This window comes from Rugamonas sp. DEMB1, assembly GCF_029834475.1.
Lineage (GTDB): Bacteria > Pseudomonadota > Gammaproteobacteria > Burkholderiales > Burkholderiaceae_D > Rugamonas > Rugamonas rubra.
In genome coordinates, this window is the sequence record NZ_CP122407.1 from 1,455,809 (window position 1) to 1,468,938 (window position 13,130).

Below are 13,130 nucleotides of genomic sequence, written 5' to 3' on the forward strand. Positions count from 1 at the left end.
GCAGCGCCCCCGCCGCCCCGCACGCTAGAAACCGCTTGACCTTCCTATCATGGGATGGTTGATGCTACAGTGATCCCGTAGCCATCCGAGTACCGCCCATGAGCCCGTCCGACACCATTCCCTCCCAATCCGCCGCCGCCGTCGATTCCGCGCTGTCCCAGTCGATCCGCATCGAAGGCATGAGTTGCGCCTCCTGCGTCGGCCGGGTGGAGAAGGCGCTGGCCGCCATGCCCGGCGTGCGCAGCGTCAGCGTCAACCTGGCCACCGAGATGGCGCGCGTCGAATCGGCCGCGCCCTTGTCCTTCGCCGCGCTGGCCGAGGTGGTCGAGCGGGCCGGCTACCACGCCGCGCCGCCGCCCGCCAAACCCGAGTCGGCCGCCGTCGCCATGGCGCACAGCGGCAACGACGGCCGCGCAGTGGTGTTCGCCGCGCTGCTCTCGCTGCCGCTGCTGGGGCCCATGCTGCTCGACTTTTTCGGTGTGCACGCCATGCTCGACGGCCGCATCCAATTCCTGCTGGCCACGCCGGTGCAGTTCTGGCTGGGCGCGCGCTTCTACCGCGCCGGCTGGAAGGCGGCGCGCGCCGGCAGCGGCAATATGGACCTGCTGGTCGCCCTGGGCACCAGCGCCGCCTACGGCCTGAGCGTCTACCAACTGCTGGCCGGCGGCCACCTCGACGCCATGGGCGCGCCGGTGCTGTACTTCGAGGCCTCGGCCGTGGTGATCACCCTGGTGCTGCTGGGCAAATGGCTGGAGGCCCGCGCCAAGCGCCAGACCACGGCGGCCATCCGCGCCCTGCAGGTGCTGCGCCCCGAGTCGGCGCGCGTGCGCCGGGGCGGGCAGGAGCTTGAATTGCCGATCGAGCAGGTGGCGCTGGACGACCTGGTGGTGATCCGCCCGGGCGAGCGGGTCGCCGTCGACGGCGTCGTCGTCGAGGGCGCCAGCCAGCTCGACGAGTCGCTGATCAGCGGCGAGAGCCTGCCGGTGGCGCGCCAGGTCGGCGAACGGGTCACCGGCGGTTCGATCAACGGCGACGGCCTGCTGCTGGTGCGCACCAGCGCCGTCGGCGCCGAGACCACGCTGGCCCGCATCATCCGCCTGGTCGAGGACGCGCAGGCCGCCAAGGCGCCGATCCAGCGCCTGGTCGACCAGGTCAGCGCCGTCTTCGTGCCGGTGGTGCTGGTGCTGGCGCTGCTCACCTTCCTCGGCTGGTGGCTGCTCGGCGGCGACGCCGAACTGGCCATCATCAACGCCGTCGCCGTGCTGGTGATCGCCTGTCCCTGCGCGCTGGGGCTGGCCACGCCGGCCGCCATCATGGCCGGCACCGGCGTGGCGGCGCGCTACGGCATCCTGATCAAGGACGCCGAGGCGCTGGAGATCGCCCACCACACCACCACCGTGGTGTTCGACAAGACCGGCACGCTGACCGAGGGCAAGCCGACCCTGGCCGCCGCCGTGCCGTACCAGATCGCCGAACGCGAGCTGTTGCAACTGGCCGCCAGCGTGCAACGGGGCAGCGAACACGCGCTGGCCCGCGCCGTGGTCGAGGCCGCCGCCAGGCAGCTGGCCGAGGCCGGCAGCGCCGGCACCGCGCCGGCCGCCGCGATGCCGTTCGACGCGGCCGCGCCGGCCCAGACACAGCCGGCCGCCGCGCCGGCCTTCCTCGCCGGCCCGGCCAGCGAGGTCAGCGCCTTGCCCGGACGCGGCGTCGCCGCCGTCGTCGACGGCCGCCGCCTGCTGCTCGGCAGCAGCCGCCTGATGGAGGAGCAGGGCGTGGCGCTGGCGCCGCTGGCCGCCCGCGCCGCCGCGCTGGAGGCCGAGGGCCGCACCATCTCCTGGCTGGCCGAGAGCGCGCCGCCGCGCCTGCTCGGCCTGCTGGCCTTCGGCGACCGCGTCAAGCCGACCGCGCGCGCCGGCGTGCAGCGCCTGCACGCGCTGGGCATCCAGACCGTGCTGCTGACCGGCGACAACCAGGGCAGCGCCGACGCCGCCGGCGCCGCCCTCGGCATCGGCCGGGTGCTGGCCAACGTCCTGCCCGGCGGCAAGGCCGAGGCCGTCGCCGCGCTCAAGCGCGAGGGCCAGCGCGTCGCCATGGTCGGCGACGGCATCAACGACGCGCCGGCGCTGGCCGCCGCCGATGTCGGCATCGCCATGTCGACCGGCACCGACGTCGCCATGCACGCCGCCGGCATCACCCTGATGCGCGGCGACCCGGCCCTGGTGGCCGACGCCATCGCCATCTCGCGGCGCACCTACCGCAAGATCCGGCAGAACCTGTTCTGGGCCTTCATCTACAACCTGGTCGGCATTCCGCTGGCCGCGCTCGGCCTGCTCAACCCGATGGTGGCCGGCGCCGCCATGGCGCTCAGCTCGGTGAGCGTGATCAGCAACGCGCTGCTGCTGCGCCGCTGGAAGCCGGAGGCCGAGCAATGAACATCGGCCAGGCGGCCAGCGCCACCGGCGTGACGGCCAAGATGATCCGCTACTACGAAAGCATCGGCCTGGTCGCCGAGAGCCGCCGCAGCGGCGCCGGCTACCGCACCTACAGCGAGGACGAGCTGCACGCGCTGCGCTTCATCAAGCGCGGCCGCACGCTCGGCTTCTCGCTCGAGCAGATCCGCGAGCTGCTGTCGCTGTGGCAGAACAAGGAGCGCGCCAGCGCCGACGTGAAGGCCATCGCGCTGGGCCACGTGGCCGAGCTCGACGAGCGCATCGCCGCCCTGACGGAGATGCGCGACACCCTGCAACAGCTGGCCGGCAGCTGCCACGGCGACGACCGTCCCGACTGCCCGATCCTGCAAAGCCTGGGCGCGGTGGGCGCCGACTGTTGCACGGCTGGCAAGAAGTAATAGACCCCCGGGCGGCGCGACCGTATAATCGCGCTGTTTTGGTGCCCGCGCGTCCTCCCGGACGTGCAGTTAAACGGGAAACATGGAGCCGCCCACGCGGTCAACATGTGCTGCCCCCGCAACGGTAAGCAAGCGTCGTCGACGACGACAAGCCGCTACTCAATACCACTGTGCGTTCGCATGGGAAGGTGGAGCGGTTCGCCTTGCCAGCCCGGATACCGGCCAGGACAGGTGGAGGCGTTCGCGCGCCTTCTGTTCAATCGTGCCCACGGGGAAGTGGGTGGATTGCCGCTGTCTATTGGATCTTTCATGTTGTTATTTTTCACGCCACGGCCCCGCCGCGCGCTAGCCATTCCGCGCGCCCGTTTCACCCTGCTCGCCATCCCTGCCGCGCTGGCCGCACTGGCCATTCCCTGCGCCGCCGCGCGCGCCGACGAGGCGCCGCCGGCGGCCGCTGTCGCCGCCTCGGTCGAGGTGCTGGGCCACTACGACAACGGCGTCGGCACCTCCGGCGCCGCCAGCCAGGGCATGGTGACGGCCGCGCTGATCGCCAACCGGCCGGCGCTGCGGCCCGGCGAACTGCTCGAATTCGTCCCCGGCGTCATCGTCACCCAGCACAGCGGCGACGGCAAAGCCAACCAGTACTTCCTGCGCGGCTTCAACCTCGACCACGGCACCGACTTCGCCACCTTCGTCGACGGCATGCCGATCAACATGCGCAGCCACACCCACGGCCAGGGCTACACCGACCTGAACTTCCTGATCCCCGAGCTGGTCGACCGCATCAACTACAAGAAGGGGCCGTACTACGCCGACGAGGGCGACTTCGCCTCGGCCGGCGCCGCCCACCTGGGCCTGTTCAACAAGCTCAAGCAGGGCATGGCCAGCCTGACCGTCGGCGCCAACCAGTACCGGCGCGGCATGCTGGCCGACTCGACCGCGCTGGCCGGCGGCAAGCTCTTGTACAGCGCCGAATACGCCCACAACAACGGCCCGTGGCGGACGCCGGAGGCCTTCCACAAGAACATCGGCGTGCTGCGCTACAGCAGCGGCGGCAGCGACAACAACTTCAGCCTCACCGCCATGGGCTACCGGGGCGCCTGGCACGCCAGCGGCCAGGTTCCGCTGCGCGCGGTGGCGGCCGGCGCCATCGACCGCTACGGCGTGGTCGACCCGACGGACGGCGGCGACACCTCGCGCTACAGCCTGTCCTTCGGCCTGAAACGGCGCAGCGCCGAGCGCTTGTTCACCGCCAACGCCTACCTGGTGCAGTCCAGCCTGACGCTGTACAACAACTTCACCTACTTCCTCGACGACCCCGAGCGCGGCGACCAGTTCCGCCAGACGGAAAAACGGCGCATGGCCGGCGGCGAAGTGGCGCAGACCTGGTTCGCCAAGCTGGGCGGACTGGACGTCAACACCAAGCTCGGCCTGCAGGGCCGCTATGACCACATCGACCCGCTGGCGCTGTACGCCACCGAACGGCAACAGATCCTGCGCACCATCAGCGAGTCCCGCGTCAAGCAGGCCAGCCTGGGCGCCTACGTCGAAACCACCGTGCAGTGGAGCGACTGGCTGCGCAGCGTGGCCGGCCTGCGCCACGACCGCTACCGCTTCGACGTGCGCAGCAACCTCGCCGAGAACTCCGGCAAGGCCAGCGCCGGCGTCACCTCGCCCAAGCTGTCGCTGGTGCTGGGGCCGTGGCGCCGGACCGAGTTCTTCCTCAACTACGGCCAGGGCTTCCACAGCAACGACGCGCGCGGCACCACCGTGCACCTGACGCCGCGCGAGCTGGAGCCGACCGAGCCGGTCACGCCGCTGGTCAAGACGCGCGGCGCCGAGCTGGGCATGCGCAGCGAGATCGTGCCCGGCCTGCAAAGCTCGCTGGCCCTTTGGCGGCTGCGCTCGGCCTCCGAGCTGGTGTTCTCCGGCGACGCCGGCGACACCTCGGCCAGCCGCGCCAGCCACCGCTCCGGCGTCGAGCTGAACAACCACTACATCGCCCGGCCGTGGCTGCTGTTCGACCTCGACCTGGCCTACTCGCGCGCCCACTACAGCGAGGACGACCCGGCCGGCAAGCACATCCCCGGCGCGGTCGGCAAGGTGGTCTCGTTCGGCGCCACCGTCAGCGACCTCGGGCCGTGGTCGGGCGCCTTCCAGCTGCGCTACTTCGGCCCGCGTCCGCTGGTCGAGGACAACAGCCGGCGCTCCGCCTCGACGGCGATCGCCTACGCCCGCCTGGGCTACCGCGTCGATCCGCGCTGGCAGCTGTCGCTGGACGCCTTCAACCTGTTCGACCGCAAGGCCAGCGACGTCGACTACTACTACGCCTCGCGCCTGCCGGGCGAGCCGGCCGAGGGCGTCGGCGACATCCACACCCACCCGGTGGAACCGCGCAGCCTGCGCCTGACCCTGCGCGCCACGTTCTAAACGGCATTGGCCGGCCGGCCAGCCACGCCATCTAAGCCAGCGGCGCGCATCGAGGGTCAGACCCTGAGGGTCTGACCCTGGCACTTAGCCGGTGGGCCCGGGCGCGCCCCCTCCATCCGCCTAGCGCACGAACATCCACACCGTCAGCAGCGCGCCGATCAGCACGACGGAGCCGCGCATGATTTTTTCCGGCAAGCGGTGGATCAGCCACGAGCCGCACAGGCCGCCGGCGATGCCGCCGGCGCACAGCGCCAGCGCCGCCGGCCAACTGATCAGCTTGGAGGTGGCGAAGATCATGGTGGCGGCGGCGTTCATCGCCATCGCCAGCATGTTCTTGGTGGCCGTCGCCATGCGCACCTGCTGGCCGGCGATGGTCAGCGCGGCCAGCATCAGGAAGCCGATGCCGCCGCCGAAATAGCCGCCGTACACGGCGATGCAGCTCTGCACCAGCACCAGCACCCAGGTCGGCATGCCGCTGACGGCGTGCAGCGGCTTGCGGCGGAAACTGCCCCAGGCGAACATGCTGGTGGCGAACAGCACCAGCCAGGGCACCAGCCGGGCGAAGAAGCTCACCGGCGTGTTGAGCAGCAACAGCGCGCCGAGCACGCCGCCGACCACGCTGATCAAAAACAGGTGCTTGAAGGTCAAGGCGCCGACGTCGCCGACCAGCTTGCGCCCGGCCACGGCCGAGGTGGTCTGGCTGGGGAACATGGCGATGGTCGAGGTCATGTTGGCGGCCAGCGGATTCAGGCCGGCCAGCAGCAGGGCGGGGAAGGTGATGAAGGAGCCGCCGCCGGCCAGCGCGTTTTGTATGCCGGCAAAGAAGCCGGCGGCGGCGATCAGCAGGACGATGGGGAGGTCGAGCGGGGGAACGGGCAACATGAACAGGGCACAGACATAAAGGCAAGAGTGGAACGGCGGCACCGTCGGACGCGGGAGCGGGATCGGGCCGTTCCGGCCGGATCGCGGCGGAACCAGCGCTGGCGGAGGATCGGGTCCCAGGCTTTGATTGGTGTGGGGAATTATAACCGCCGTGAACTGCTTTGCCTTTGGACAAGCGCCGGCGCCGTTGTTGTCATTGCGCCCAATGCAACACCAATAAATAGTTGACAAGTCTTTGCTGCGACCACAAGATACTTGCTGGAAGTTGTTTTTTAGATATCCATATTCGTCGCCACTGGCAAGGGACCGGCATGAGCATCAAAGTACAACTTGTGCTGCAGGGCGGCGGCGCCAAGATCTACGCGATCATGGCCTTCCTCGAGGCCCTGCAGGACATCGCGGCCGACAAGAAACAGAGGCATATCGAGGTGACCTCCATCGTCGGCAGCTCGGCCGGGGCGATCGCCGGCACCTTGTTCGCCGCCAAGATCGATCTTTGCGCCCTGCGCGCGGCGTTCAAGGCCGACGGGGCCGGCTACAGCCTGGTGAAGGAGTTTTCCGAAAGCAAAAGCCGCTTTTGGAAGTTCATCCGGCTGTGCAAACTGATCTTGCTGCGCGCGCCGTTCTGGTCGCAGCGCCCGCTCGAGGTCTTCCTGAAGAACCAGCTGGACGCGAAGAAGATCAAGACCTTCGCCGACATCAAGAAGCTGAGCAATATCGACGTGCATGTGCTGGCGACCGACCTGACGCGCCGCGAGGCCCATATCTTCAAGGAGAGCGACGATGTCGTCGAGTCGCTGCTGCATTCGGCGGCGATCCCGTTCTTTTTCCGCAGTTGGCATTCCAGGGGCGACAGCAAGAGCCAGTTGCTGGTCGATGGCGGCATCGCCGAGAACTTCCCGGCCAGCGCGCTCAAGCTGCCGTCGAATGTCTACCGGCTCGGCGTGAGCTTTGTCGAGCAGTCGACGGCGACGCCGACCTCGGCCACGACCTTCACCGTCTCGCTGCTCGACGCGGCGATGAGCGTGTCGGCGCAAAACTCCATCCGCTCCCTGCCGGCGGAGGACGTGTACCGGCTCGATTCCTCGATTTCCACCTTCGAGTTTTCCAAGCTGATCGGCGAGAACGGCGCCTTCGCCAAGGAGTACGACCTGTTGAAGCTGCAGGCCGGCGAATGGCTGCGCGCCTTCATCGCCCGGAAGTCCGACAGCCTGTCGCCCTGGGAACTGAATCCCTGGTCGGAGGAGAACCAGACGGCGGTCAAGCTGATGTGCGGCCTATACCGGGTCTACAACGAGTACGAGAACAAGATCGCCTACAACTACCACTCGCTGCTGTATCGGGTGGTGGCCAACAGCCTGTTGCTGGGCAAGGCCGAGCCGGACGAGTTCGAGTGCGAGGTGCGCTTCTCCGCCGAGGACAATGAAGTCAGGGTGCTGGGCTTGCAGTTCATGGACTCGCTGGCCTGGGGCATGGTGCGGCGCGACAGCGCGATCGAGATTCTCGACAGCAATCAAAACCACCGCAACTTCGAAGTGCTGCCGGTGATGGACCAGGAGCGCTCCGGCCATCGCATCCTGCTGGTGTTCCTGGCCGAACCGATCGCCGCCAAGGACGGCGTCTTCACCATGCGCTACCGCGACAAGGCGCGCACCTTCTTCCCCGGCCTGGTCGACAAGGCGGCCGTCGGCATGCCCGGTTGCGACGAAATGGTCGTCAATCCCAGCCGCGCCAAGTCGGGCATCGACAAGGTGCAGTTCCTGCTGGAGATTCCCGCCGCCATGTATAGCAAGGTCACGCTGGCGGACAAGCCCGACAGCCAGCCGGGCAAGGCGATGAGCCAGCAGGAATGCAACGCCCATGGCATGGTCAAACACAATTTCAAACGCATAGGATGGGTCGGCACGGGCATCGCCGGCCGATGGGGCGTCGACGTCAGGCTTGGCTAGCCGTCATTGCGCAGTCGGGGAATATGCACTATGCTTTAGACAGCAATTTGATTTCCGTACAGCAATCCATTTGGGCAAGGAAGCATTCAAACTATGGAGGTGCTAATGTACATTGAACTGCGTATTTGATGTAGGCCGCAAGGATGCCAGGCATCCTACCGCCTTGGATATGACCAGGCAGAATTCAAGCTGAAGAGGTGTGAAGCGCGTCATTCCATGCTTCCGCGTCGTCGCCCATGCTTAGGTCGACCGACTGGGTCTGTCGATCGAAGCATGGACGGTGGCTGACCCGCTTTCCTCCCTTCCAGCCTGACACGACGGCCAGCCCTGTTCCGCCGCATCCCTTCCCACCGCCCGTCCGCCCGTCCTCCCCGCACACGTCGCTGCCGGCCACGCCGCGCCCGCGATCTGGCCATTGCTGAAATCCAGCACATGGATCAAGCGCGGGAGGTGATATCATAAAAACATGACAAGCCCATACGAACTCTACTACTGGCCCGGCATCCAGGGGCGCGGCGAATTCGTCCGCCTCGCCTTGGAGGCGGCCGCCGTGCCCTATCGCGACGTGGCGCGGCGCAAGAGCGGCATGCCGGGCTTGCTGGCCAGCCTGGACGGCGACGCCGTCGAGCATCCGTCCTTTGCGCCGCCGGTGTTGAAGGCGGGCGGGTTGCTGATCGGGCAGACCGCCAACATCCTGCTCTTCCTCGGCGCCAAGCACGGCCTGGCGCCGAGCGCGCTGGCCGGGCGCTTGTGGGCCAACCAGCTGCAGCTGACCATCGCCGACATCGTCAACGAGGCGCACGATACCCACCATCCGATCTCGACCAACTTCTACTACGAGGACCAGAAGCTGGCCGCGCGCCGCCGCGCCGCCGACTTCACGGCGCGGCGCATCCCCAAGTATCTGGATTATTTCGAGGGCGTGCTACAGCGCAACCGCAGCCGTGGCGGCTACGCGGTGGGCGCCCGCTTGTCGTATGTGGATTTGTCGCTGTTCCAGTTGCTCGAAGGCCTGCACTACGCCTTCCCGCGCGCCATGGAGCGCCTGGCGCCCGGCTACCCGGGCATGATGGCGCTGCGCGAGCGCGTCGCGCAGCGGCCGAATGTCGCCGCCTATCTGAACTCGAAGCGGCGCATCCCCTTCAACGAGGACGGCATCTTCCGCCGCTACCCCGAGTTGGACGAATAGTCCGTCCGTTCAGGCCGCGCTGGTGACCGGATAGCCGGCCGCGACAATGGCCGCGCTGATCTGCGCCAGCGCGCTGGCCGACTCCACCGTGACCCGCTTGCTGGCCAGGTCGACCTGCACCGTCGCGCCGGCGTCGAGCGCCTGCACGGCCTTGGTGACGGCGCCGACGCAGTGACCGCAGCTCATCTTTTCCACTTGTAGTTGGTACATGGTCCGACTCCTTAACTCGTTTCGATAGCGTCACTGTAGTCCTTCCCGTCGTGGGAAGGTCAAGCGCAATCGCGCAAAGAATCGGATGGGAAGGACGGCGCTTCAGATATCGAGCTTGGCCAAGTCGACGCTGACCAGCGCCCAGATGCCGCCGGCATAGTCCGGCTCCTTGGACAGCTCCTCGAACGGCGAGGGCTTGATCTCGAACGCCCGGCCCAGCCGCAGCATGGTGCCGACATGGCCGTAGATGGCCTGGGTGACGTTGCGCATGGCGTTGTCGACCGTGTCGCCGGACGAGGTGCAACCGGGGATGTCGGGCACCGTCACTCCGTACTTGCGGCGGCTATCTCTCTCGCTGTCGGCCTGGATCAGGATGGGGATGTCCATGGTCTTACCTCGGTTGCGATGGCTAGTCTGAGCGGCGGAAAATCCTGCGTTGTGTGTAGTGTTATACAGCTTGCCGCCGGTATCAAGCACTTTCGTGCTTGGGCTCGCATGCGAAGCGCGGCGGAATTGCATCCGGGAACCGACGCTGGCAAAGCTGCCAATGCTTTGTTTTTGTTAGCTTTTTCTCCCGGGGCAGATTGTCGCGGCGCGCGCTACGTTGGCGGACGAACCTTCTGCGGCAGTTTCTTGACCACCGTGTCGGCGGCGCGCAGCACGCGCCCGTCGCGGCTGCGCGGCAGCATGGGCGGCAGCGCCGCGCCGCCGTCCTTGTCGAGCAGCAGCGAGTGCTTCTCGCCGCGGCGGAACAGGTGCTGCTCGCCCCACTGGCGCAGCGCCAGCACCACCGGGAACAGCTGTTCGCCTTTCGCCGTCAGCACGTATTCCTGGTAGGCGCTGCCGTCGGAGGCCGGCTGCACGGCCAGAACGCCGTCCTCGGTCAGGCCGTGCAGGCGGTCGGTCAGGATGTTGCGCGCCACGCCCAGGTTGCGCTGGAAGTCGCCGAAGCGGCGGCTGCCGTCGTAGGCGTCGCGCACGATCAGCATGGCCCAGCGGTCGCCGATCACCTCGAGCGCGCGCGCCACCGGGCAGGGGTCGTCCTTCATGCTCTTGCGTTTGGCCATGGTATGCGGATTCTTGTGGACGGTTTCGATGGTTGCATTTTAAAACCACTCTGCCTATACTTCAACTGGTTTTAATTTGAAACCACTTTTGAAGGATGCCACATGCCCCGATCCACCAGCTCCCCGCCGCCCGCCGCCGCCGGCATCGACCACAGCGCGATGCCGCGCGGTGTGCTGCTGCTGTTCGCCTGCGCCAGCGGCCTGAGTGTCGCCAACGTCTACTACGCCCAGCCGCTGCTCGATCTGCTGGCGGCCGACTTCGGCATCGGCCTGGGGGCCGTCGGCGGCGTGGTCGGCGCCAGCCAGGCCGGCTGCGCGCTGGCCCTGCTGTTGCTGGTGCCGCTGGGCGACCGGATCGAGCGGCGCCGGCTGATGCTGGCGCAGTTGCTGGCGCTGGTGGCGGCGCTCGTCGCGGTGGCCATGGCCGGCAGCGCCGTGGCGCTGCTGGCGGCCATGTTGGCGGTCGGCCTGCTGGGCACGGCGATGACGCAAGGATTGATCGCCTACGCCGCCACGGCGGCCGCGCCGTCCGAGCGGGGGCGGGTGGTCGGCGCGGCGCAGGGCGGCGTGGTCATCGGCCTGCTGCTGGCGCGGGTGGTGGCGGGGCTGGCCGCCGACCTGGCCGGCTGGCGCGCCGTCTACCTCGGCGCGGCGGCGGCCATGCTGCTGCTCGGCGCCGCCTTGTGGCGGGCCTTGCCGGCCCTGGCGCCGCCGGCCGCGCCGCCGTCCTACGCGCGCCTGTTGGCCTCCATGGTCACGCTGCTGGCGCGCCAGCCGGTGCTGCAAATTCGCGGCGTGATCGCCTTGCTGATGTTTGCCGCCTTCAGCATTTTCTGGAGCGCGCTGGTGCTGCTCTTGAGCGCGCCGCCGCATGCCATGTCGCACACGGCCGTCGGCGCCTTCGGCCTAGTCGGCGTGCTGGGCGCCCTGGGCGCGGCGCGCGCGGGACAGTGGGCCGACCGGGGGCGGGGCCAGCGCACCAGCGGGTTGGCGCTTGCCCTGCTGCTGGCGTGTTGGTTGCCGCTGTGGTTGGGTGCGACCTCGCTGTGGGCGCTGGTGTTGGGCATCGTCGCGCTCGACCTGGCCGGGCAGGCGATCCACGTGACCAACCAGAGCATGATCTTCAGCGTGCAGCCGCAGGCGCACAGCCGGCTGGTGGGCTGCTACATGTTGTTCTACGCGCTGGGCAGCGGCCTGGGCGCGGTTGCCGCGACGGTGGTCTACGCCCGCGCGGGCTGGGGCGGCGTGTGCCTGCTCGGTGCTGGCGTCAGCTTGCTGGCGCTGCTGTTCTGGGCCGCCACGCTGGGCCGCATGGCTGCCGGCGGCCACCTGGCGCCGGATCGCCGCGCCGATCAGTCCGCCAATCGGTCCGCCGATCAGTCCGCCGATCTGGCCGATTGACGGCTGAGTCGGCTACCGCGCATTGGCCGTTGTGCCGCCGACACGGTATTTTGTGCAAGCTCCTGCTATGGATATTATTTCTTTTGCAATGCGAAATCTCCGCTACACTTTATTCTCCGCCGCGCAGCGATTGTTCCGGAGACCACGTCATGAGCATCTCGTCCAAGAAGGCAGCACCGGCCCGTACCGTGCCGCCGCCACAGCGAAAAGTGGCGGCGCCGCCCGTGTACCGGCCGCAGGCGCCGCTGCTGCAGGCCAGGATGGCGGCGCCGTCCGCCGCGCCGGCCCGCCCCCTGGCACCGCCCGTGTTCCGTCCGCAGCCGTTCGCCCCGGCGCCGCCGGTGTTCCATGCACAGGCGACGGCCAAGCTGCAGGCCAGGCTTGCGCCGAGGCTTGCCCCCGTCAAGCCTCCCGCGCGCCTGCTGATCCAGCGCGCCAGCAGCGTGAAGCAGACGGAGTCGGAGGTGGACGCCGCCTTGAGGGAGCGGAACTATCAGGCATTCTTGGACGAACTCGATCGCGACGAGAAAAAGGCCAAGCCGGCGTCGGCGGTGGCCGCGAAACCAAAGAAGCTGAGCATGGCGGCCAAAAAGATGGCCGCCGCCACGAAGGCCGCTGCGGCCAGCGCGGCGCAGGCCGACGAGGAGCGCCGCCTGGCGGCCGAGCAGGCGGCTGCGCAGGCCTTGGTCAGCGCCGTGGCGGATTGGCACGAGTTTGAACAAGGGGCGGTGGCCAATTTGTTCGGTTTAATGGAACGCGGCTATCTGACGCTCGCCGCGCCGCATCGTTGTTTCCTGTCGGCCCACGAAATGGCGGGTGGCGTGCGGCGCGCCGGCAGTTTCGGACTCAGCAAGAAAATCCTACTCACCGACGGACTGAAGGATAAATACCGCGAAACCCACCAGGTCAAGCCCGCGGTCCGGGTGCTCCACTTGCACTGCAATGGCGACGGCACGGTGCGTTCGTTCGGCGTGAAACTGTTCCTCGCCGAAGGGCTAGTCGGCTACAACTACGTCGTCCCGCCGATGTACACGGCACGCGCCAACGCCTTTGTTGGCGACATCGATGGCAGTAACGTCGAGGTCAAGGTGAAGGTCTTCGACTAGCCGGCGGGGACGCCGGCGGTGCGTTGCCGCAGCCGATGGCGTAATCCG

General features: G+C 68.2%; 11 protein-coding genes and 1 riboswitch. Of the genes, 7 read left to right on the forward strand and 4 right to left on the reverse strand.

Translation table 11 applies throughout. The features are described from left to right. The first annotated feature begins 98 nt into the window (after window positions 1-98). The 3 genes from QC826_RS06740 to QC826_RS06750 all read left to right on the forward strand — a co-directional run bounded on the left by QC826_RS06740 (window position 99) and on the right by QC826_RS06750 (window position 5,278). Window positions 99-2,432, forward strand: coding sequence for a heavy metal translocating P-type ATPase (locus QC826_RS06740; RefSeq protein ID WP_279764919.1), 2,334 nt, complete (start codon window positions 99-101; stop codon window positions 2,430-2,432). Next, window positions 2,429-2,848 carry a Cu(I)-responsive transcriptional regulator gene (cueR, locus tag QC826_RS06745; RefSeq protein WP_279764920.1) on the forward strand — a complete coding sequence of 140 codons (420 nt, stop codon included), beginning with the start codon at window positions 2,429-2,431 and terminating at the stop codon, window positions 2,846-2,848. Before QC826_RS06740 ends, cueR begins: the two co-directional genes overlap by 4 nt. A gap of 22 nt (window positions 2,849-2,870) precedes the next feature. Further along, window positions 2,871-3,090: riboswitch (cobalamin riboswitch) on the forward strand. A gap of 67 nt (window positions 3,091-3,157) precedes the next feature. After that, window positions 3,158-5,278: a TonB-dependent receptor gene (locus QC826_RS06750; RefSeq protein WP_279764921.1), complete on the forward strand. Its 2,121-nt coding sequence runs from the start codon at window positions 3,158-3,160 to the stop codon at window positions 5,276-5,278. A 120-nt stretch (window positions 5,279-5,398) separates the two neighbouring features. Here QC826_RS06750 and QC826_RS06755 read toward each other — a convergent pair whose 3' ends face one another. Then, complete coding sequence (locus QC826_RS06755) at window positions 5,399-6,160, reverse strand: sulfite exporter TauE/SafE family protein (protein ID WP_279764922.1); 762 nt, start codon at window positions 6,158-6,160, stop codon at window positions 5,399-5,401. Between the two features lie 311 nt (window positions 6,161-6,471). On the opposite strand from QC826_RS06755, the gene QC826_RS06760 reads away from it, so the two are divergent. Together QC826_RS06760 and QC826_RS06765 are read left to right on the forward strand one after the other, a co-directional pair. Beyond that, window positions 6,472-8,109: a patatin-like phospholipase family protein gene (locus tag QC826_RS06760; protein WP_279764923.1), complete on the forward strand. Its 1,638-nt coding sequence runs from the start codon at window positions 6,472-6,474 to the stop codon at window positions 8,107-8,109. A gap of 466 nt (window positions 8,110-8,575) precedes the next feature. Further along, a complete protein-coding gene (locus tag QC826_RS06765) occupies window positions 8,576-9,298 on the forward strand; it encodes a glutathione S-transferase (RefSeq protein ID WP_279764924.1) in 723 nt (240 codons plus the stop codon). Between the two features lie 9 nt (window positions 9,299-9,307). Here QC826_RS06765 and QC826_RS06770 read toward each other — a convergent pair whose 3' ends face one another. From QC826_RS06770 to QC826_RS06780, 3 genes are all read right to left on the reverse strand, one after another. Then, window positions 9,308-9,508: a heavy-metal-associated domain-containing protein gene (locus QC826_RS06770; protein ID WP_093387896.1), complete on the reverse strand. Its 201-nt coding sequence runs from the start codon at window positions 9,506-9,508 to the stop codon at window positions 9,308-9,310. A gap of 102 nt (window positions 9,509-9,610) precedes the next feature. After that, a complete protein-coding gene (locus QC826_RS06775; protein ID WP_279764925.1) occupies window positions 9,611-9,895 on the reverse strand; it encodes a type II toxin-antitoxin system HicB family antitoxin in 285 nt (94 codons plus the stop codon). A gap of 212 nt (window positions 9,896-10,107) precedes the next feature. Then, entirely contained in the window at window positions 10,108-10,575 is a 468-nt protein-coding gene (locus QC826_RS06780) for a winged helix-turn-helix transcriptional regulator (RefSeq protein ID WP_279764926.1), read from the reverse strand. A gap of 102 nt (window positions 10,576-10,677) precedes the next feature. Between QC826_RS06780 and QC826_RS06785 the strand changes: the two genes are divergently transcribed. Next, on the forward strand, window positions 10,678-11,976 hold the full coding sequence (locus tag QC826_RS06785) for an MFS transporter (protein ID WP_409567775.1): 1,299 nt from the start codon (window positions 10,678-10,680) through the stop codon (window positions 11,974-11,976). A 149-nt stretch (window positions 11,977-12,125) separates the two neighbouring features. Then, on the forward strand, window positions 12,126-13,082 hold the full coding sequence (locus QC826_RS06790) for a hypothetical protein (RefSeq protein WP_279764928.1): 957 nt from the start codon (window positions 12,126-12,128) through the stop codon (window positions 13,080-13,082). The last annotated feature ends 48 nt before the right edge of the window (window positions 13,083-13,130 follow it).

What these genes read in the sequence shown, in the direction of transcription:
- QC826_RS06740 (WP_279764919.1), top strand. Translation starts at nt 99, where the DNA reads ATGAGCCCGTCCGACACCATTCCCTCCCAATCCGCCGCCGCCGTCGAT.
- cueR (WP_279764920.1), top strand. Translation starts at nt 2,429, where the DNA reads ATGAACATCGGCCAGGCGGCCAGCGCCACCGGCGTGACGGCCAAGATG.
- QC826_RS06750 (WP_279764921.1), top strand. Translation starts at nt 3,158, where the DNA reads ATGTTGTTATTTTTCACGCCACGGCCCCGCCGCGCGCTAGCCATTCCG.
- QC826_RS06755 (WP_279764922.1), bottom strand. Translation starts at nt 6,160, where the DNA reads ATGTTGCCCGTTCCCCCGCTCGACCTCCCCATCGTCCTGCTGATCGCC.
- QC826_RS06760 (WP_279764923.1), top strand. Translation starts at nt 6,472, where the DNA reads ATGAGCATCAAAGTACAACTTGTGCTGCAGGGCGGCGGCGCCAAGATC.
- QC826_RS06765 (WP_279764924.1), top strand. Translation starts at nt 8,576, where the DNA reads ATGACAAGCCCATACGAACTCTACTACTGGCCCGGCATCCAGGGGCGC.
- QC826_RS06770 (WP_093387896.1), bottom strand. Translation starts at nt 9,508, where the DNA reads ATGTACCAACTACAAGTGGAAAAGATGAGCTGCGGTCACTGCGTCGGC.
- QC826_RS06775 (WP_279764925.1), bottom strand. Translation starts at nt 9,895, where the DNA reads ATGGACATCCCCATCCTGATCCAGGCCGACAGCGAGAGAGATAGCCGC.
- QC826_RS06780 (WP_279764926.1), bottom strand. Translation starts at nt 10,575, where the DNA reads ATGGCCAAACGCAAGAGCATGAAGGACGACCCCTGCCCGGTGGCGCGC.
- QC826_RS06785 (WP_409567775.1), top strand. Translation starts at nt 10,678, where the DNA reads ATGCCCCGATCCACCAGCTCCCCGCCGCCCGCCGCCGCCGGCATCGAC.
- QC826_RS06790 (WP_279764928.1), top strand. Translation starts at nt 12,126, where the DNA reads ATGAGCATCTCGTCCAAGAAGGCAGCACCGGCCCGTACCGTGCCGCCG.